Annotated in this window: 20 protein-coding genes and 1 other annotated feature; of the genes, 13 read left to right on the top strand and 7 right to left on the bottom strand. The window is 41.9% G+C overall.

Features of this window, described 5'->3' with window-relative positions; genetic code table 11:
* The first annotated feature begins 67 nt into the window (after window positions 1-67).
* Entirely contained in the window at window positions 68-913 is an 846-nt protein-coding gene (locus N521_RS07620) for a GRP family sugar transporter (protein WP_035390999.1), read from the top strand.
* Window positions 914-927: 14 nt separating this feature from the next.
* Window positions 928-1713: a glucose 1-dehydrogenase gene (locus N521_RS07615; RefSeq protein ID WP_017367560.1), complete on the top strand. Its 786-nt coding sequence runs from the start codon at window positions 928-930 to the stop codon at window positions 1711-1713.
* Window positions 1714-1826: 113 nt separating this feature from the next.
* Here the strand turns inward: N521_RS07615 and N521_RS07610 are convergent, their stop codons facing one another.
* Window positions 1827-2825, bottom strand: coding sequence for a hypothetical protein (locus N521_RS07610; protein WP_035390771.1), 999 nt, complete (start codon window positions 2823-2825; stop codon window positions 1827-1829).
* A gap of 437 nt (window positions 2826-3262) precedes the next feature.
* On the opposite strand from N521_RS07610, the gene N521_RS07605 reads away from it, so the two are divergent.
* The 5 genes from N521_RS07605 (at window position 3263) to N521_RS07585 (ending at window position 7570) form a co-directional block, all read left to right on the top strand.
* Window positions 3263-3574, top strand: a complete 312-nt coding sequence (locus N521_RS07605; protein WP_017367558.1) for a PTS sugar transporter subunit IIB — start codon at window positions 3263-3265, stop codon at window positions 3572-3574.
* 3 nt (window positions 3575-3577) lie between these two features.
* On the top strand, window positions 3578-3910 hold the full coding sequence (locus N521_RS07600) for a PTS sugar transporter subunit IIA (protein ID WP_035390769.1): 333 nt from the start codon (window positions 3578-3580) through the stop codon (window positions 3908-3910).
* Window positions 3911-3935: 25 nt separating this feature from the next.
* Window positions 3936-5282, top strand: coding sequence for a PTS cellobiose transporter subunit IIC (gene celB / locus N521_RS07595; RefSeq protein ID WP_035390768.1), 1347 nt, complete (start codon window positions 3936-3938; stop codon window positions 5280-5282).
* Window positions 5266-6672 (top strand): glycoside hydrolase family 1 protein, encoded by a 1407-nt coding sequence (locus tag N521_RS07590; protein WP_035390766.1) that lies wholly within the window; start codon window positions 5266-5268, stop codon window positions 6670-6672. The genes celB and N521_RS07590 overlap by 17 nt, the downstream gene beginning before the upstream one ends.
* Window positions 6673-6847: 175 nt before the next feature.
* Window positions 6848-7570 carry a GntR family transcriptional regulator gene (locus N521_RS07585; protein WP_017357941.1) on the top strand — a complete coding sequence of 241 codons (723 nt, stop codon included), beginning with the start codon at window positions 6848-6850 and terminating at the stop codon, window positions 7568-7570.
* Window positions 7571-7620: 50 nt separating this feature from the next.
* Here the strand turns inward: N521_RS07585 and zwf are convergent, their stop codons facing one another.
* Window positions 7621-9096, bottom strand: a complete 1476-nt coding sequence (zwf, locus tag N521_RS07580; protein WP_035390764.1) for a glucose-6-phosphate dehydrogenase — start codon at window positions 9094-9096, stop codon at window positions 7621-7623.
* A gap of 222 nt (window positions 9097-9318) precedes the next feature.
* Here zwf and rnz point away from each other — a divergent pair, with 222 nt between their 5' ends.
* Entirely contained in the window at window positions 9319-10248 is a 930-nt protein-coding gene (gene rnz / locus N521_RS07575) for a ribonuclease Z (RefSeq protein ID WP_035390762.1), read from the top strand.
* A 139-nt stretch (window positions 10249-10387) separates the two neighbouring features.
* Window positions 10388-11695: an aspartate aminotransferase type Ic gene (locus tag N521_RS07570; RefSeq protein ID WP_035390760.1), complete on the top strand. Its 1308-nt coding sequence runs from the start codon at window positions 10388-10390 to the stop codon at window positions 11693-11695.
* Window positions 11696-11739: 44 nt separating this feature from the next.
* Here the strand turns inward: N521_RS07570 and N521_RS07565 are convergent, their stop codons facing one another.
* Together N521_RS07565 and namA are read right to left on the bottom strand one after the other, a co-directional pair.
* Window positions 11740-12504 (bottom strand): alpha/beta fold hydrolase, encoded by a 765-nt coding sequence (locus N521_RS07565; RefSeq protein WP_035390759.1) that lies wholly within the window; start codon window positions 12502-12504, stop codon window positions 11740-11742.
* Between the two features lie 119 nt (window positions 12505-12623).
* Entirely contained in the window at window positions 12624-13640 is a 1017-nt protein-coding gene (gene namA, locus N521_RS07560; RefSeq protein ID WP_035390757.1) for an NADPH dehydrogenase NamA, read from the bottom strand.
* 140 nt (window positions 13641-13780) lie between these two features.
* Here namA and N521_RS07555 point away from each other — a divergent pair, with 140 nt between their 5' ends.
* Together N521_RS07555 and N521_RS07550 are read left to right on the top strand one after the other, a co-directional pair.
* Window positions 13781-15394, top strand: a complete 1614-nt coding sequence (locus tag N521_RS07555) for a M20/M25/M40 family metallo-hydrolase (RefSeq protein ID WP_035390756.1) — start codon at window positions 13781-13783, stop codon at window positions 15392-15394.
* 112 nt (window positions 15395-15506) lie between these two features.
* A complete protein-coding gene (locus tag N521_RS07550) occupies window positions 15507-15998 on the top strand; it encodes a DinB family protein (protein WP_035390754.1) in 492 nt (163 codons plus the stop codon).
* 35 nt (window positions 15999-16033) lie between these two features.
* Here the strand turns inward: N521_RS07550 and proC are convergent, their stop codons facing one another.
* Entirely contained in the window at window positions 16034-16861 is an 828-nt protein-coding gene (proC, locus tag N521_RS07545; protein ID WP_008342285.1) for a pyrroline-5-carboxylate reductase, read from the bottom strand.
* A gap of 41 nt (window positions 16862-16902) precedes the next feature.
* Window positions 16903-17114 (bottom strand) — a binding site (T-box leader).
* A gap of 168 nt (window positions 17115-17282) precedes the next feature.
* Here proC and N521_RS07540 point away from each other — a divergent pair.
* Together N521_RS07540 and N521_RS07535 are read left to right on the top strand one after the other, a co-directional pair.
* The gene (locus N521_RS07540) at window positions 17283-18245 is read left to right on the top strand and encodes an MBL fold metallo-hydrolase (RefSeq protein ID WP_035390752.1); all 963 of its coding nucleotides are present in this window, start codon (window positions 17283-17285) and stop codon (window positions 18243-18245) included.
* Window positions 18246-19022: an SDR family NAD(P)-dependent oxidoreductase gene (locus tag N521_RS07535; RefSeq protein WP_025207582.1), complete on the top strand. Its 777-nt coding sequence runs from the start codon at window positions 18246-18248 to the stop codon at window positions 19020-19022.
* 16 nt (window positions 19023-19038) lie between these two features.
* On the opposite strand, the gene N521_RS07530 is transcribed toward N521_RS07535, so the two are convergent.
* Together N521_RS07530 and N521_RS07525 are read right to left on the bottom strand one after the other, a co-directional pair.
* Window positions 19039-19461 (bottom strand): VOC family protein, encoded by a 423-nt coding sequence (locus N521_RS07530; protein ID WP_225310449.1) that lies wholly within the window; start codon window positions 19459-19461, stop codon window positions 19039-19041.
* A gap of 8 nt (window positions 19462-19469) precedes the next feature.
* Window positions 19470-20798 (bottom strand): CoA-disulfide reductase, encoded by a 1329-nt coding sequence (locus N521_RS07525; RefSeq protein ID WP_035390747.1) that lies wholly within the window; start codon window positions 20796-20798, stop codon window positions 19470-19472.
* Window positions 20799-20904 lie beyond the last annotated feature (106 nt).

The raw sequence follows: 20904 nt of genomic DNA, 5'->3' as shown, positions 1-20904 counted from the left end.
ATCTATTCGGCTAAAAATCCGAAAAAGAGGGATGCTAAGTAAAAAAGAACAGAAAGTAGGGATAGAAGTGGGCATTTTATATGCACTTCTCCCAGCGATATTTTGGGGAAGTATTGTTCTCATCAGTGTCAAACTTGGCGGGAATGCCTATCAGCAAACACTCGGCATTACCCTCGGCGCTTTTTTGTTTTCAATCGGCGCCTATTTGATCAAAATGCCGGAACTGACACCGCTTATTTTTGCGGTTTCCGTTATCTCTGGGATCTTTTGGAGTATAGGGCAAATGAATCAGCTTTCAAGTGTCGCTTTTCTAGGGGTGTCAAAGGCTGTTCCTTTATCAACGGGTATGCAGCTTGTGAGCACGACATTATTTGGTGTCATCGTCTTCAAAGAATGGCAAACTATGACGGTCATACTTATTGGTTCTTGTGCCATTTTATTTATTATTGCTGGCGTTGTCATGACATCACTTGGTCAAAAAAAGAGTGGCGGAAACGAGGGCGGCAATTTTAAAAAGGGAATCATCATTTTGCTCATCTCAACCGTAGGCTACGTCGGATATGTCGTCATTTTAAGATGGTTTCATATAGATGGTTGGTCTGCGCTCGTTCCGCAATCTGTCGGCATGCTGCTTTCATCGTTAGCGATTAGTATAAAGCAAGACCCGTTTAGCAAATATACGTTCAGAAATATCATTGCTGGTCTTGTGTGGTCGACAGGAAATCTAGGGCTTCTTTTGGCGATTCCACTCATTGGCGTAGCAGTAAGTTTTTCCATGTCTCAAACAGGAATTGTCATCTCGACTTTAGGCGGTATTTATTTATTAAAAGAGAAAGCATCTAAAACAAGCTTTGTCATTGCAGGCTGCTTGATGATTATCGCAGGTGGTGTGCTACTAGGTTTTACAAAATAGGAGGTTTTAAGCGAATGTATCCAGATTTGGAAGGAAAAACAGTTCTCATCACAGGAGCAGGTACAGGGATAGGTCAGGCGATGGCGCGCCGGTTTGGACAAGAAAAAGCCAATGTAGTGATCAATTATTTCTCAGATAAAGAAAACCCGGACGACACGATTGCTGAGATTCAAAAAAGTGGCGGACAGGCTGTGAAAATTCAAGGGGATGTATCAAAAGAAGAGGATATGAAGGCGATGATTAATCAAGCTGTTGATACATATGGCAGTCTTGATGTCATGATCAATAATGCAGGAATTGAAAATGAAGTTCCTTCAACTGAAATGACGCTAGATAACTGGAACAAAGTGATGTCCACCAATTTAACAGGTATGTTTTTAGGGTGCCGTGATGCATTAAAGTATATGACAGAACACGGGATCGAGGGGTCGATTATTAATATGTCGTCGGTCCATCAGCAAATTCCGTGGCCTCATTTTGTCCATTATGCAGCAAGTAAAGGAGGCGCCAAGCTTTTGACAGAAACGCTGGCACTAGAATATGCCCCTAAAAAAATTCGTGTAAACAGCATTGCACCAGGTGCAATTGATACCCCGATCAATGCCGAAAAATTTGATGATCCAGCATTGAAAAAGGGCGTCATTGAGCTGATACCGATTGGTTATATCGGAAAACCGGAAGAAGTGGCAGCATGTGCTGTCTGGCTTGCATCAAAAGAGGCGAGCTATGTGACAGGGTTGACGTTATATGTAGACGGCGGTATGACCAAGTACCCTGGATTCCAAGCAGGAAAAGGATAATCGTGATGAACACGGGCTGGGCTCAGAGGATAACACAACATCAAATTATGATCTAGTATGTTGTCATGCTAGTGAAAAGCGTGAGCATAAACATTGCACACGCTTTTATCCATTTATTCGCCTTTTTCAAATATGGCTTCTTTGTTCTTCACGATGATGCCTACTTTCGTTTTGACACGAGGAACGCCATCTTTTTGAAGATAATCATATAAAATGGGTTCTATTTCATTGATATCTGTACGAAGTATTTTAGGTGATAACTCCTCGATAAATGGATCGTTTTTAACTGCTAGACAGTTCGCCATTGTATCGAGTGCAATTAAACTGAAAGGTCTTCCTTTGTTTAGCCAAGATTTCATTCTGAGCCATGTTGGAAAGCATGCTGATGCCAACCTGCCCCAACTGTCGTTAAAAGAGGAGCAATGAGACTCCATCCAATCAAGTATGTGATGTGAACGGAAACGATATAGGCTGGAGAGAGCCGTCATTGGCAATTCCTTTTCACTTACACATTTCAATTGATCAAAAATACGTCTCATTCCTTCCTCGGCTGGTAAACTACTGGCTGCTGCCCAAGAAAGCGGATGAAAAAATTTATCGGCATCATTCTCCCAAAGCTCTCTTACCCAATCCGAAGCTGTAGTACCTAAAACATCAGCTGCGATCTCCAGCATTCTTGATTTAACTTCATGATTTTCCGTTCCATAAAATCTAGATTTTACAGACATCAACATTTTTTGTGTATCGTGTTTTTTCAGGGCATTGATGACATCGTATTGAAGAAACCATCTTGTGATTGAGAAATCTAATAAAGACTCCAAATCGTGTTGAACCGCTTGTAATGTGGGTATTTTCTCTTCTGCTGTGACCAATACATCTTCTTCTGGCTGACAAGCCTCTCCGTCTTCTTCATAAAAATCATCGTGCAATAAAAATTTCTTTGGAGAGTGGATGATTGCTAAGTGATACCATTCAATTGGCCGTAAAGAATAGGTTAAGAGCCGCCTTTGACAATCATTGCATAATCGATAAGGCTGAGCTGGTTCATCAGAAATTTTTACAACATCAATCTCGTTTCTTTTACAGGCTTCACACAAATGAGTGACTGCCATGATATCCACTCCTTTTGATTGCAAACATATGAATAGATTCGAAAAGTAGCAGCAAAAGACGTTTACCTATCCATCAAATTGAGTGGGAATAGAATCTGTTTCCATCTCTGGGCAGTTACTTCTCATGATTTATGGGATGAAAAATTGGGTTTTTGAATGAGCTAAGTCATTCGCACTTATTTTAACAAAGTTCTCAAAGACTGTCTTCAGAAGAAGAAGCTACTTTATGGTTCATTCGGAGAGTATTTTTTAAAAGAAAAGGGGTCTCGTTCATATCTGGATGAGATCTTTTTTGTTCTGAAAGCTTGTTGTGAATATTGATACGGTCATTTTTAAAATAAAATACAGACATATATAATTAAATGTCTAGACATTTAAAAATAAAAATATATAATATTAACTGGAAGCGCTTTTATTACAACAATGGGGTGAGAGAAATGAAACGTATTTTATTAGCATGCAGTTCAGGTATGTCTACGAGTTTACTAGTCACAAAGATGAAGGCACATGCTGAGTCTATAGGGGAAGAAGCAGAGATTTGGGCAGTCGGACAAGACCAAGCGAAAAAAGAAATGGCACATGCCGATGTTGTATTAATTGGACCGCAAATGAGCTTTTTAAAAGGGGATCTTCAAAAAGAAGCTCAAAAATATGGGATTGAAGTAGAGGTCATCGATATGCAGGCGTATGGGCTAGCAGATGGTCAAAAAGCGTATGAACAAGCGGTTTCATTGATGGGGGAATCTTAAAGGATGGAAAAGAAAACACTCGAAGGACTCACGGAAGAACAAATCAGTTTTCAATTGATCTTACACAGCGGAAATGCACGAAGCAAATTGCTTCAATCTCTTAAACAATTTAGAGAAGGTCATGAAACAGTAGCATCTGACCTTCTCAAAGAAGCGGAAGATGACTTGCGGAATGCACATGATATCCATTTTCAAATGGTACAGCAAGAGGCAAGCGGAGAAACGATTTCATTCTCCTTGCTGCTCATGCATGCCGAAGATCATTTCATGTCAACGATGACAATAAAAGAGATTGTGGGAGAGCTCTTACCGATATTGCAATCATTGAAACAATAAAGGGTGTAAACAAGGGGGGAAACCAATGTTTGATAAAATAAGTGCGATTTTGGTTCCGATTGCTGGGAGATTGAACAACAATCGCTATCTAGGGGTATTAAGGGATGCCTTTATGCTTGCGTTCCCATTAACGATTTTTGGTTCCATCATGGTCGTATTAATGAATCTGCCATTTTTAGATAAGATCATGAGTCAAACAGCACTGGAAGGTGTTCAGTCTGCACTGAATATTGCACCTAGTGCGACCATCAGCATTATGAGTGTGTTTGTTGTATTTGGGATTGGCTACTATTTATCGAAAAGCTATGATGTGGAAGCTGTCTTTGGCGGTGTGATCGCTTTAGCCTCTTTTCTGCTCCTTACGCCATTTTTACTAGAACAAGAGGGCGGTGCATCCATTGCAGGCGTCATCCCAGTCGATCGTTTGGGCGCAAAGGGGATGTTCCTTGGAATGATCACAGGCTTTTTGTCTGCTGAAATTTATCGCTATTTTGTCCAAAAGAAATTTGTCATCAATATGCCGCAAGGGGTTCCGCCAGCTGTTTCTAAATCTTTTGCTGCACTCATCCCGGCTACTTTGACACTCACAACCTTTTTACTGATCAATATCATCATTACACAAGGGTTCAAAACCAACATGCATGACTTGATTTACAATGCGATTCAGGCGCCGCTTGTCGGACTTGGAAGCGGTATCATTCCGACCTTGATCGCTATTTTCTTTATACAAATTCTTTGGTTCTTTGGGCTCCACGGCCAAATTATTATCAACTCTGTCATGGACCCGATTTGGAATACATTGTCCATTCAAAATCTAGAAAGCTACACAAAAACAGGTGAGGTTCCGAACATCATTAGCAAGCAGTTTATCGAAATCTATACAGTGGGTATGGGTGGAACCGGTATGACGCTAGCTGTTGTGTTTACGATTTTAATTTTTCTTAAAAGTAAGCAATTGAAACAAGTAGCAAAGCTCGGCTTAGGACCAGGTTTATTTAACGTCAATGAACCCATTATCTTCGGTTTACCGATTGTGATGAACCCGCTTATTCTCATTCCATGGATTTTGGCGCCAATGGTGATTACTTGTATTTCTTATTTTGCGATGGCCGCAGGTATTGTGCCGCCTCCGACAGGCGTGAATATTCCATGGACAGTACCGATCTTTATTAGCGGAGTCATGGCAACAAATTCATTAGCGGGCGGTCTGCTTCAGCTGTTTAATTTAATGATTGTGTTTGTCATTTGGTTCCCGTTCCTAAAATTTATTGATCGTATGAATGTGAAAAATGAAAAAATAGTCACGACAGAAAAAACGAAACAAACAAACATCAAAGGTGAAGGAGACTCAATGCATGTCGATGGAAACTAACAGTCAATCATATACATTTCCAGAAGGTTTCTGGTGGGGATCTTCTGCCTCTGCTACGCAAACAGAAGGCAGTTATCCAGGAGATGGAAAGGGTCCGAACATTTGGGATCACTGGTTTGAAAAAGAGCCGAATCGTTTTTTTCAGGGCGTCGGTCCAGGTGTAACCTCGCAATTTTATCGTAAATACAAAGAGGATATCCGACTCATGAAGGAGATTGGGCACAACTCGTTTCGTCTATCTATTTCATGGTCACGCCTTTTACCTGAGGGAAAAGGGGCTGTTAATGAAGAAGCTGTGGCTTTTTACAATGATGTGATCAATGAACTGATAGCGAGTGACATTGAACCGTTTGTGAACTTGTATCATTTTGATATGCCAATGGCGCTTCAGGAGACGGGAGGATGGGTAAACAGGCAGGTCGTAGACGATTATGTCAGCTATGCGACATTGTGTTTTCAGCTATTTGGCGACCGGGTGAAAAAATGGTTTACCCATAACGAGCCGATTGTTCCTGTAGAGGGTGGATATATGTATAGCTTCCATTATCCAAACGAAGTTGATTTCCAAAAGGCAGTGCAAGTTGGATTTCATGAGATTTTATCAAATGCTAAGGCCATTGCGGCTTATAAAGAGATGAAGCAGGATGGGAAAATAGGCATTATCCTCAACCTTACTCCTTCGTATCCGCGAAGCCAGAATCCGCGGGATGTCGAAGCAGCTGAGATGGCTGACGCCTTCTTTAACCGGTCCTTCCTAGATCCAGCAGTGAAAGGACATTTCCCTGAAAAGCTAGTGGACGTGTTAAAGAAAGAAGGATTGATGCCAGCTATGGAGGAAGGAGACCTTGAACTCATTCAAGAGAACACGATCGACCTTCTCGGCATCAACTATTATCAGCCCAGAAGAGTGAAAGCAAAGGAACATATGCCTCACCCTGATGCACCATTTATGCCAGACCATTATTTCGATTCTTTTGAAATGCCAGGCAGAAAAATGAATGTGTACCGCGGCTGGGAAATCTATGAAAAGGGTATTTACGATATATTGAAAAAAGTCCAGACAGACTATGGGAATATTGAATGCTTTATTTCTGAAAATGGAATGGGTGTCGAAGGAGAAGAGCGGTTTCAGGATGAAGAAGGAATGATTCATGACGATTACCGCATTGATTTTATTTCTGAGCATCTTAAATGGGTGCATCAAGCCATTCAAGAAGGAAGTCATGTAAAAGGCTATCATCTGTGGACGTTTATGGATAATTGGTCATGGTCGAATGCCTATAAAAATCGCTATGGATTTGTCTCAGTGGACCTTGAGAAAGACGGGAAACGTACCATCAAAAAAAGTGGCTACTGGTTTCAATCGGTTTCAGAGAATAATGGTTTCTAATCAAGATACTTGCTCTTTCCTTGAAAAGGGCAAGTATTTTTCTTATGTAAAGATGAAAGGATTGAAATGAAAGTGGCTCGAACCTTTTAAGCGCACTAGGCTTAGTGTAGAATGAGAGGAAGGCTAGAAAGCGCTATGATAGGATATGAAAAAACAAGTCAGTTGGTGGTGTGAGATGACAAAGTACGAACTCATTTCAGAAGAAATTAGAAAAAGAATAGGAACAGCATATTATCCAGAAGATCAACCCATTCCAGATGAAAACTCGCTTGCCGCTGAATTTAAATGCAGCAGAATGACGATGAAGCGTGCGCTTGATCTTTTAGTGGCGGAAGGTCTGCTCTTTAGAAAAAGAGGTCATGGCACATTTATTGTGAAGGCAGCGCTAAATCAAGGTGCGATCAACGTATCAGGTCATGAAAATAAAGGGTTCACGAAAGTGATGGCAGATAAAAACGTGACGAGCCAAATCATTCGCTTTGATGTGCATTTTCCAAGTGAAGAGGTGGCAGCTCATTTATCCATTGACTCAAGCACACCCGTCTATGACATTATTCGGCTCCGTTTGGTGGAAGAAGAGCCATATGTATTAGAAAAAACCTTTATGCCTGTCAATGTCATTAAGGGAATAGATGAAGAGGTTTTATTGGGGTCTATCTATAGCTACATTACAAACACACTTCATTTAAAAGTGGCAGGAGCGCACAAAAAAATTAGAGCGGCTAAATCAGATCAGCTTGATCAGCAATATTTAGGTTGTGACCCTACGGATCCGGTGCTAGAAGTGGAGCAGGTGGCTTATTTAAACACAGGCCGGCCGTTTGAATATTCCTTTAGCCATCATCGCTATGATAAATTTGATTTTTCAACGGTTGAAATTACGAAAACACGACTTTAAAAAAAGAGCAGAACCCCCTCAATCGGGAGACTGCTCTTTTTTCGTTGATTTTATATATTCCACCAGTGATATCCATCTTTTTCAAGAAGCTGATCTGCTTCTTTTGGTCCCATAGAACCAGCAGGGTAATTTGGTTTTAACGTTTTGGTTTCAGCCCATTTTTTTGAAATTGGATCAACAAAGTTCCAAGACAGTGCCACTTCATCCCAGTGGGCAAAGTTTGTTGCGTCACCTAGCAAACAGTCATGAATCAGCTTTTCATACGCTTCTGGTGTATTCATGATGTCGTTGTAATTTGTTTGATAGTCCAGCTTAATTGGTTTAGCATACGTTCCGCCATCAAGCTTGCGAGCATTCAGGTGAAGGGTAATGCCTTCGTCTGGCTGAATGTGAATCACAAGTAAGTTTGGATGCATGGAATTCCCGTTTCCATAGTACAGGTTCATCGGAATGTCTTTAAATTGCACCACGATTTGAGTGGATTTCTTTTCTAGACGTTTTCCTGTACGAATGTAAAATGGTACCCCGGCCCATCTAAAGTTATCGATGAGAAGTTTCCCTGCAACGAATGTTTCTGTGTTGGAGTTTGGGTCCACATTTTGCTCTTCAAGATAGGAAGGAACCATATTGCCATCAATCGTTCCTGCATCATACTGTCCGCGGACAAAGAATTGATCCACTTCATCTTTCGAGAAAGGACGAAGCGCACGCAATGCTTTCCGTTTTTCGCTACGGATTTCCTCTGTATTGAGCTTAATCGGCGGCTCCATGGCTAGTAGTGCAACCATTTGAAGCATATGGTTTTGGACCATATCTCTCAGTGCACCAGAACTCTCGTAATATCTCGCACGGTCTTCGACGCCTAATGATTCACTCGATGTGATTTGAATGTTTGAAATGTAACGGTTTGTCCAAAGCGGTTCAAAGATCGCATTCGCAAAACGAATCACCTCAATGTTTTGCACCATCTGTTTACCGAGGTAGTGGTCAATACGATAAATTTGATCCTCTGTAAATGCATCTCGGATCTCTTCATTTAATGTTTTGGCACTAGGGAGGTCATGACCAAACGGTTTTTCAATGACAAGTCGAGACCATCCAGTCGTTTCTGATACGCCTTCACTTTTTAAAAACTTCGCAATGGTTCCGAAGAATTCCGGTGCCATCGCTAAATAGAACATCCGGTTATTTGGGATACTGTATGTATCTTCAAGACCAGAAAGAAGTGTGTTCAGTGCTTGATAGGAAGCAGGGCTTGAGACATCAAAGTCATGGTAATAGAAATGAGAAATAAATTCCTCTGCTTTTGCTTCTGCATCATCAGAAGAGACCGATTCTTTTACCACAGCTCTTAGGTCTTCATGAGACCAAGGACGACGTCCAACACCTACAACAGCGAATTGATCTCCAAGCTTTCCGCTATGATAAAGTCTATGTATAGAAGGGTAGAGCTTGCGTTTTGCAAGGTCTCCTGTTGCGCCAAAGATGACAATGACTGCTTTTGGATAGTTAGTTTCTGTATTCACGAAAAGTACCTCACTTTATTCGTAGCATTGTTGTAAAAACCGAGAATGTATGTACATTTTCTTTATTTTAAAGGTTCATTGTTCGTAAAGCAAACATTTGATTCGACTTTTTCTGCCCAAGTTTGACTTTTTTCAAAAATTCCGCTGAATTCACATTTATCCTGTCTTCATGTATTCTATATGAATGAAGAGATTGTATACCGGCTGTAGGAGGAAATCGTAATGGAACTGCTCTTTTTAGGAACAGGTGCAGGCATTCCTGCAAAAACAAGAAACGTCACTTGCACTGCGCTGAAGCTTTTAGAAGAGAGAAAAGCCGTGTGGCTTTTTGATTGCGGAGAAGCGACGCAGCATCAAATATTACATACAACGATTAAACCAAGAAAAATTGAGAAGATCTTTATCACGCATATGCACGGTGATCATGTATATGGTCTCCCAGGTCTGCTTGGCAGCAGGTCCTTTCAAGGCGGAGAGGATAAATTGACGATATATGGTCCAAGCGGCATTAAAGCTTTTGTAAACGCGGCACTTTCAGCGACACAAACGCATTTGACTTATCCGCTGCATATCATAGAAATAGAGGAAGGGATCGTTTTTGAAGATGATACCTTTCAAGTAGAAGCAAAACGAGTGTCTCATGGGATCCCAGCTTACGGTTATCGGGTCGTGGAAAAAGATGTACCCGGTGCACTAAAAGCCGAAGACCTAAAAAAAATCGGTGTAAAACCTGGACCTTTGTATCAGAAGTTGAAAAATGGGGAAACCGTTACACTCGAAGATGGAAGAATGATTGATGGAACCGATTATTTGGAACCCCCTAAAAAAGGGAGAATCGTTGCATTTTCAGGAGATACCCGTTTGTGCGAGAATATAACAAGGCTTGCCAAGAATGCGGATGTGTTAGTCCATGAAGCAACATTTGGGAAAGAAGATGCAGAACTAGCCTATAATTATTATCACAGTACGACAGAACAGGCAGCAAAAACAGCGCAGGAAGCAGGCGCAAAAAGACTGATTTTGACCCATATTAGTGCACGGTACCAAGGGGAAGAGTCACTGAAACAATTACTCAAAGAAGCCCGCGATATATTCCCGCTGACTGAAGCTGCACATGATTTCTTTTCTTTTCCTATTGACCGTACCCTGTAAAAATTGGATGAATCGTCAAAAATAGTTGTGTGATTTTTTTGATATTTATGATGACGCTCTTTTTAAGGTAGTGGTAAAATGGTGAAGAAAAAACAAATGACGAATTACACTATGAAGAATACGGGAGGCACAATCAAAGATGAGCGGTTTTACAGCGTTAAGTGAAGCAGAATTAAATGACCTATATGCAGCACGACAAAAAGAATATGAAACGTACAAAAGTAAAAACTTACACTTAGACATGTCTAGAGGGAAACCTTCACCAAAACAGCTCGATTTATCTATGGGCATGCTCGATGTCGTGACATCAAAGGATGCAATGACAGCTGAGGATGGTACAGATGTGCGAAACTATGGCGGCTTGACAGGCCTTCCTGAAACAAAGAAGTTTTTTGCAAGTGTGCTCAATCTGAAGCCAGAACAAATCATCATTGGCGGTAATTCTAGTCTGAATATGATGCACGACGCGATTGCACGTGCTATGACTCACGGCGTATATGGCAGCAAAACACCTTGGGGAGAGCTTCCAAAGGTAAAATTCATTGCACCAAGCCCAGGGTATGATCGTCATTTTGCCATTTGTGAGCATTTTAACATAGAGATGATTACGGTAGATATGAAGTCGGATGGACCTGACATGGATCAGGTAGAAAAATTGGTTGCAGAAGATGAAGCCATCAAAGGGATTTGGTGTGTACCAAAATATAGCAACCCTGACGGCATTACGTATTCAGATGAGGTTGTCGACCGTCTTGCTTCCATGCAGACAAAAGCAGACGACTTCCGTATTTTTTGGGATGATGCCTATGCAGTCCACCATCTAACAGATACGCCTGATACGTTAAAAGATATTTTTCAAGCAGTAGACAAAGCAGGACATGCAAACCGTGTGTTTATGTTCGCTTCTACTTCTAAAATTACGTTCCCAGGCTCGGGTGTTGCACTGATGGCATCTAGTCAGGACAACGTCAGCTTTATTCAAAAACAGCTATCAGTTCAAACCATTGGGCCAGATAAAATCAATCAATTAAGACACCTTCGTTTCTTCAAGAATCCAGAAGGATTGAAGGAACATATGAAAAAGCATGCAGCGATTATTAAGCCGAAATTTGACCTCGTTCTTTCGATCCTTGATGAAAAGCTTGGTGGAACAGGCATCGCTGAGTGGCACAAACCAAATGGCGGATATTTTATTAGCTTAAATACACTCGATCATTGTGCAAAAGCTGTTGTGCAAAAAGCGAAAGAAGCCGGTGTGACACTAACAGGTGCAGGGGCGACATATCCTTATGGTAACGACCCGCTTGATCGCAATATCCGTATTGCGCCAACGTTCCCAACACTTGAAGAACTAGAGCAGGCGATTGACATCTTTACGTTATGCGTTCAGCTTGTCAGCATTGAAAAGCTGCTGTCTGAGAAAAGTCAATCAGCACCAACGGTATAACGGAAAAACTCCTTGACTGATGTCCGGTCAAGGAGTTTTTGTTTTTAGTTAGCTGTTTGATAATAAGTAGCAGGCTGTTTTGCTGCACACCATACATCATAAATCGCAAGCTGCACAATATGTGGTTCATCGTGATGAATATAATGCGAGCTGTTCTGCGCCTGAATCCATCCGCTTTGGGATGACAATGTGAGCATTCGTTTATGGAGCCTCAGCCAAGCTTCATGTGCTGGATGAAACAAGCGGCTTTTGCCTGATGAAATGACAAGAAGGGGCATCATCCCATAATGCGTTTGCTCCTCTTTGATCGTACGCAGCATTTGCTCAAAGTCCTCATGTGTACATTCTGCTGTGAATTGCGCCATATATGAAGTGCGTTCTTCCTTTGATAAGAGCGGCAGAATGACCTGCTCTTGCTCCTCACTTGCTGGGTCTAGAAGGACCATACCGATAACATCTTCTTTTCTGCGGCTTGCCCATAAGCGGCTGACAAGAGAGCCAAATGAGTGCGCCACAATGAGAAATGGCGGCTGAATATTGGCTTGATGTAAAAGTGTATCTAAATCATCCGCAAGATCATGCAAAGTTCTTCCTTCCTTGCTATCACTGCTTTTTCCATTACCTAAACGGTCATATAAGAAAACACCAAGCTCTGGGTCAATATCACGAGCGATATTCGCCCACGTATCGCCTGAAATTCCATATCCTGCTTCAAAAATAATGGTGGCTTCCTTTTTCCCTTGACGATGCCTTGTATAAAAGTGATGTCCATCTATATGATACGTTCTTTCAATCAATGCCGAGTTCATTCTTCCATCTCCTCTAAGTGGTTCTTTAGCTAAAAGACGGCACAAAAGGCAAAGATGTTTCTCTTAAAAACAAAAAAGATGCCTATTTCAAAAAATAGACACCTTTTTGCTTAGAGATGTTACCAAGCACGATCGTATTGGCGCGGGCTTTCGATGGATGTACGAAGCTCTTTAGCGGCTGTTTTTGGGAAATACGGATCCCGTAAAAATTCTCTGCCGATAAAGATCAAGTCAGCACGCTGATTTTGTAAAATTTCTTCGGCCTGTATACCAGATGTGATCATACCGACAGCGGCTGTTTGGATGCCGGCACCTTCTCTTATTTTCTCAGCAAAGGTGACTTGGTAGCCGGGGAATGTGTTAATACTGGCTTGCACCACAGCGCCTGAGCTCACATCAATTAGATCGACTCCTTGCTCTTTCAGCCATGCGGCAATGCCAATATAATCTGCAATATCTAGTCCCTTTGTTGTGTAATCAGAAGCGGATACACGGACAAATAATGGTCCATCCCACACTTCATTGACTGCATCAACCACTTCTCTCAAGAAGCGATAACGATTTTCTGGTGAACCGCCATATTCATCTGTCCGGTGATTGGCAAGCGGTGAGAGAAATTCGTTAATCAAATAGCCATGCGCACCATGAATCTCAATGATGTCAAATCCAGCTTTCTTGGCGCGGACAGCGGCATCTTGAAACGCCTGAACGGTGTCTTTTATTTGATCGATAGACATCTCAAGAGGTGTTTTAGATTGCTCGTCAAATGGAATGCTGGATGGAGCAAGAATGTCACCATCTAGCTCAGCCTTGCGTCCTGCATGGGCTAGCTGGATGGCGGTTTTTGTTCCGTACGCTTTGATTTGTTCGTTTAATGAGGCAAACCCTTCAATGTGCTCATCACTCCAAATTCCGAGGTCCTGATCACTAATTCTTCCCTCAGGTGAAACAGCACTTGCCTCGACCATAATTAATCCGGCCTGACCTTGCGCGCGGGAAACATAATGTGCAAAGTGGAAAGGCTGTAATTTTCCATCACGGTCATAGGATGAATACATACACATCGGGGACATGACGATGCGGTTTTTGAGTGTGACACCTTTTAATGTCCAAGGTGAAAAAAGCTTTGTTTCCAATTAACTTCGCCTCCTCATAGAATGGTATAGCCGATTATAACAGTCATTCAAACATTCGTCATAAAAGGTGCTCAAACCATATAGCTTTTGAACATGATTTTGTATAATGAAAGATATGGACATCAAAGGGGGATAAACGGATGAAATGGCAAACGGAAAGTGAACTAAAGGAGCTACTCACAGCTCTGATGCAGTATGAAAGCATATCTGGTACAACGGGAGAAGTCGCATTAGCGGAATATTTATATTACTTGCTGAGGGAGCGGCCATATTTTGAGCAGCATCCTGATCACTTGGCTTTGCATCCAATGAAAGATGGCCGATATTTTTTAACGGCACTTGTCAAACGAAGTACGCTGCCACATACTGTTTTACTCCTCAGCCATTTTGATGTCGTCGATACAGAGGATTACGGAGAATTTCAAAATATGGCGTGTAAGCCCGAAGAGTTAATGGCGTCCTTTTCTCAAAAAAGTGCACTTCTTCCAAAAAGGGCAAGAGAGGATTTAGCTTCAGGTGACTGGCTGTTTGGACGAGGGTCCATGGATATGAAAGCAGGCCTGACTGTCCAGCTTTCCATGCTGGAAAGAGCGATGGCGGGGAGGTTTGAAGGAAATATTCTGCTCGTCACAGTGCCAGATGAAGAAGTGAATTCACAGGGGATGCTGGAGGCTGTTCCGAAACTAAAGGAGCTCAAGCAGAAGTATGACCTTGAGTATACCGCTTGTTTAAACAGTGAGCCGATGTTTGAAAAGTATCCCGGGGATGCGCACCAATACATCTATACAGGTAGTATAGGGAAGGTACTTGCGGGATTTTTCTGCAAAGGAATTGAAACACATGTAGGTGAGCCCTTCTCAGGATTAAATGCAAATTTTATGGTATCTGAATTAAACAGGCTGTTAGAACTGAATAGTGATTATTGTGAGGAAGTAGATGGTGAAGTGACACCGCCTCCGACCAATTTGATGCAAAAGGATTTGAAAGAAGCTTACTCTGTTCAAACGCCTCACACGGCTGTTTCTTTATTTAATGTGCTGATGATGAACCGCTCTAGTGAAGAGCTTCACGGGCTCCTCTATGAAACTGCGAAACAAGCAGCAGCTCAAATTGAAGCCAATCTCAAACAGAAAACCGCTGCATTTCAACGATTTAAACATTTTACACCCATTGATACAAACATCACGGTGTTAACGTATCATGAGCTGTACGAAAAAGCTGCTGAACGATCCGGCAAGCAGGAGGTCGAGCGAATTGTCAACTACGCCTTTGCCAACCGGGGTGAGCTAGGGGATCGTGATTTTTCAACCAAAATTGTATCAGAACTGACGACCCTTTGTAAGGAAGATGGAGCACTGATTGTGTTGTTTTATAGTCCGCCATTTTACCCATCTGTTTCTTCAACAGATGATCTGCATATTCAAACGACCTTAAAGAAGATTCAAAGAGAAGCAAAAGAGATCTATGGAATCGAAGTAGAAGAAGTCAAATATTTTCCTGGTTTATCTGATTTAAGCTACTTACAGCTTGAAAATCAAGATATAGAGGATTATACAGCCAACATGCCGCTATACCAAAAAGGTTACTCGTTACCACAAGGAGAAAAAGAAGCTCTTAACGTTCCTGTCATCAACGTTGGTCCATTAGGAAAGGATGCGCACAAATGGACAGAACGGCTGCATGTCCCATTCTCTTTTGGCGTTTTGCCGTCGCTCTTACAATCAACAATTCATGCTTTATTAGAAAAGAATTAAGTGAAAGCTCTATCGTCATGATAGGGCTTTTCTTGATATCAATCACCTTCTGTCTAAAGAAATAGAGTATGATATAGAATAATACTTACATATTTGAAGGGGGATTGTGAGAGTGAAAACAGGAGTACTAACAAAAACAGAGATCATGAGATCACTTCATGAGAGTTTGCGTAAGCTTGAGGAGTTAGTATGGACATGTGATGAGGCTACATTAGATGAATCTTTTGGGGAAGGCAAGTGGTCGATTAAACAAATTGTTGGACATTTGTATGATACAGAAGAAGTCTGGTCAGAGCGGATAGAGCAGGCAATATCAAATGAGCACACGCTTTTCGCATCATATGATCCAGAGATATATGTGAAGGGAAGAGCTTATGAAATGTATACCGCACAAGAGGTCAGTGCATTGATTGAACGCCTAAAAGAAAGCAGAAACAAAACACTGCAGCTATTAGAAAAGGATACATGGGATTTTTCAGGCCTCCATCCTGAAGAAGGGATGATGACAGTCCAAATTTTAGCTGAAACCATTGCTTTACATGAAATTCATCACCTCGATCAAATCAAAGCCATCATGTCCATGAGAGCATCGAGTGATAGATGAAAAGCACCTGTCATCAAGGCAGGTGCTTTTCTCACTTACTTATACGTACTCGCTGAAAACATGTCGTTTAATTCTGCTGCGCGTTTTGTCGCTGTTTTCACACAATCGACAATTGCTTCTTCAAATTGATAGGAAGCAAGGGTATTCAGTCCTGCTTCTGTCGTTCCACCTTCGCTCGTAATTTCTTTGCGCAATTCAGCAGGTTCCTTACCGCTATCCTGAAGCATATTTGCAGCGCCTGCAATCATTTGACAAATGAGCAATTTCGCTGTCTCTTGGTCCATCCCAAGTTCCGATGCACCTCGCTCCATTCCTTCAATCAAATGATAAATAAAGGCAGGACCGCTGCCTGCAATGGCTGTGACCGCATTCAGCTGTGATTCATCTAAAACCGTCACATGACCGATCGTTTCAAACAGTTGAACTGCTTTTTCCTTTTGCGCCTCTGTGACTTCATCACTGACAGCAATGCCGGTAGCTGATTGTTGTATGGCTGCTGATGTATTTGGCATCGCACGAACCACCGCCGTTTTTGCGCCAGCATAATGCTGAATGGTTTCAATAGAAATGCCCGCTAAAATAGAAATAATCAGCTGTCCATTTAAATGGGGCCTTACTTCAGAAATGCCACTTTCCGCATCTTTTGGTTTTAAAGCAAACACCAGCATATCGGCTTCTTCATAAATAAAGGAACGCGCGAAATCTGTTTTGACTCCATAACGTGCATGTAATTCTTCTAATCGTTTTTCATTTGTTTTATTTGTGACAATGATATCTTCATTTGACATAATGCCGCTCTTTAAAAGACCTTTAATCATAGACTCGGCCATTGAGCCTGCACCAATAAATCCAATTTTACTCATAAGCTGCTCCTCCTTGTAGAAAATAAAAAAACCTCTCGTCTGCAAAGGACGAAAGGTTTTTCGCGGTACCACCCTCAATTAGCATGCCATCATACATACTCAGCTCTAGTCCCTTAACGCGGGAAACGTTTAGGTTTGCCTAACAGCTCAAAGGGCAGGTTCAGCAAATAAGAGGATGGTGAAGCCTTACAGCCTGCGGACCTCACTCTCTTGCATCATTATTTTGCTTACTAATCCTTGTCATCGCGCATCTTATATTTGTTGTTCATTATGCAACGATGGACAAGTTTGTGTCAATAGGGAAAGATAAAAAAATGACCATCTAAACCGCATGACAGTCTGCCCTTTGCAAGATACAATGAATAAAGAAGAGGAAGTTCAGATGATCTATGAGTCAAAAAGCAGGAGATGACGTATAAAAGTGAAAGAAGAAATGATTCAATTATCCATCCCTACACCGTTTGCGGTGGGGGATGTCCATGCATATGTATTAAAAGGCGATGCCGTGACCTTAGTTGATTCCGGACCGATGACACAAGAGGCGCAGCATGCCTTTGTCACGCAATTAAAGGAACATCATTTATCAATAGATGATATTGATCAAGTGGTTTTGACACATCATCATGCAGATCATGTCGGTCTTTTAGATCTGATGAAACCCCATGTCCGTGTCATCGGACACGAGTTAAATGAGCCCTATATTAGTCAGGATGCAGCGTTTAAACAGCGTCAAATCCATTTTATGAATGATTTTTTTCAGCAGTTAGGTGTCCCACTTCGTCAAGGTGAGTGTGAAAGAATGGTGAGGCAGTCCTATACATATTCTTGTACGGCACATGTCGATGACGTCATAAAAGAAGGCGATCGTTTGAAGGGACATGAGCATTTCCAAGTGCTGGAGACCCCAGGACATGCACAATCTCATCTCTCTTTTTTAGATGAAACAACAGGGAATTTCATCGGCGGTGATCTGCTGCTTACAACCATTTCTTCCAATCCGTTAATGGAAGCGCCAATGAAAGGAACAGAACGTCAAAAATCGCTGCTTCAATATAAAGCATCACTCGAGCGTTTATTGCATTTGCCCATTCAGGCGATTTATCCAGGGCATGGCCAGCTCATTACCTCTCATCACGAATTGATCGAAGAAAGATTTAAAAAACAGGAAAAACGGGCAAATACGATGTATCAGCTGCTTCAACGAAAGGAAATGACCGCCTTTCATCTTTGCCGCACCTTATTTCCGGGCCTGTATGAAGAAGCATTATTTCTGACAATGTCTGAGACAGTCGGCCAGCTTGATGTGCTTTTAGCGGCTGGACAAATTGAAGAAGTGCAAAAAGACGGAACCCTCTACTATCGAGCAACTGAAGGAGTGAAATAAATGGGGCGACTAACAGGAAAGAGAATATGGATTACAGGTGCTTCAGGCGGTATTGGTGAAAAGATGGCGTACTTGGCAGCAGCCGAAGGAGCAGAAATCATTGTGTCGGCAAGACGAATTGAAAAGCTCGCAGGTGTAAAAGAAAAGATTATAAGTGCTGGCGGCGTATGTCACATCGTTCAGCTTGATGTCAGTCAGCTTGAGGACATTGATCAAGCCTATCAACAAGTGGGTGCTGTTGATATTTTGGTGAACAATGCCGGCTTTGGTGTGTTCGATCTCGTCGAAGACGCATCCATTGAAGAAATGGTGTCGATGTTTGAGGTCAATGTCTTTGGTTTAATTGCCTGCACAAAAAAGGTCCTTCCTGAGATGAAACAAAGAGGGAAGGGACATATTATCAATATTGCGTCACAGGCAGGCAAAATTGCCACCCCTAAATCCGCCATCTATTCCGCATCAAAGCATGCGGTTCTCGGATTTTCAAACAGCCTCAGAATGGAGCTGGCAGACAGCGGAATTCATGTCACAACCGTCAATCCAGGACCGATTGCCACAGACTTCTTTACCATTGCAGACCGCAGTGGTGAATATGTGAAAAATGTTGATTTTATGATGCTCAGTGCTGACAAGGTAGCAGGGAAGGTCGTATCCGCCATGATGACGAAAAAAAGAGAGATTAATTTACCAGGATGGATGAATGCTGGCAGTAAATTGTATCAATTATTCCCGTTTTTATTTGAAAAAGCAGCACGTAAAGCGATGATGAAAAAATAACAAAAAAAGAAACCGGTCACAGGCTGGTTTCTTTTTTTGTTTGATGGGGCTTGATATTGGTGACGCCAAAGACATTGCCATCAACATCTTCAAAGCTAAAACCGCCTAAGTCTGGGTCAGCTAATATTTGAATATCCGATACAGTCACTGCATGCTCGCTTAAATACTGGTGAAAGTTTTTTAAATCCTTCACAAATAAATCGATCATACTATGCCGAACTCCTGTAAAAGAGTTCATAAAGTAGATTCGTTTCTCGTGTTTTGTTTTGACGAGATAAAAAGAAGGTCCCTCGCCATGAGTAAAAGTGAGCATGGCGGCTTCTTCTGATTGATGTAAAACGATCATCTCTAAAATCTGTTCATACCAAGAGACAGCTCGGGGGATATCAGTCACAGGAATTTCAATAGTAGCAATTTGTTGAATGGTCAATGGCTTCACTCCTTTTTCTATATCCGCCTTGCCGCTTGCTGAAGTGGATCCCATACACTGTTAAAAGGGGGGGCATAGCTAATATCTAAATCTTCAAGGTCTGTCACAGTCAGCCCTTGATAAAGAGCCGTTGCCATGACATCAATTCGTTTATCAACACCTTCTTTACCGATGATTTGTGCGCCAAGCAAGGTGTGATCATCGCTTCTGTAAATCAGTTTCACTTTCATTTTCTCTGCATCTGGGTAATATCCAGCGTGGTCAGTGCTGTCGATGGTGATGGTGGAGAAAGGAAGGCCCGCGTCTTTTGCTTCTTTCTCTGATAAACCCGTTCGCCCTGCTGTCACGTCCATAAATTTCATCACCGCTGTGCCGGTGACGCCTTGAAACGCGCGGTTTGTTCCTGTCATATGAAAGCCTGCGATTCTTCCTTGTTTATTTGCTGTCGTGCCGAGCGGAATATAGTCCAGTTCTTTTTTGATACGGTGATAGGTCGCTGCGCAGTCCCCCGCCGCATAGATATCTTGTACATTCGTCTGCATGTATTCATTCACAACGACTGCACCATTTTGAAGTCGCTGAATTCCTGTGCTGTCTAAAAAGGATGTTTGCGGAGTGACGCCAACGGCAATGATGACCATATCTGTTTCAATGGTCTGTTTGTCTGTTTGAACAGCTGTTACATGTGTCTTGCCCTTTAATTTTTGCACTGTTTCACCAAGTACCACGTGAATGCTTTGATTGTCCGCTTCTTCTTTCAGATATTTTGCCATATCGGGATCAAAGCCTGGCCCAAGTGTTGCACCCCGCTGAATGATATGAACGTCTTTGCCTAGCGCTTTTAAATTTTCTGCCATTTCTAAACCGATATATCCTCCGCCGATGATCGTGATATGTGTGACGTCTTTTTTGAGATTGTCTAAAATAGACAGCGCATGCGGGATTGTTTTTAATACGTGGACACCTTCTAATGAATGACTGTCTAGATCAAGTGTGACGGGGCTTGCTCCTGTCGCAATTAACAGACGGTCATACGTTTCTGTAAAGGGCTCTTTTGTTTTAGAATGAATACCCGATACTGTTTTTTGCTCTGGATCAATTGAGGTCACTTCGTGTAAGCATCTGGCATCAATTCCGTATTTGTCACGAAAGGTGTCAGCGCTGCGTGCGATGAGTTTTCTGTGATGATCAATGAGACCGCCGATCAAGTAGGGGAGTCCGCACTGTCCATATGAGAAAATCTCTCCTTTTTCAAAAGCTACAATTTGCGCGTCTGGATCCTCCCTATATATTTGCATAGCGCAGCTCATTCCTGCTGCATCTCCGCCAATCATCACATATTTCATTTGGTGTGCTCCCTTCTATCTATCAAACTGAATACTCTTATTTACCCTCATTTTCCTTTATTTAATGCTTTTTTTTTCGCAAAAGAAGCAAACTTTCGTTGAAAAA

It is taken from the genome of Bacillus sp. UNC125MFCrub1.1 (assembly GCF_000701305.1).
Classification (GTDB): domain Bacteria; phylum Bacillota; class Bacilli; order Bacillales; family Bacillaceae; genus Bacillus; species Bacillus altitudinis.
Note: the sequence above shows the minus strand (reverse complement) of the source record. Positions and strands in the feature narration are given on the sequence as shown.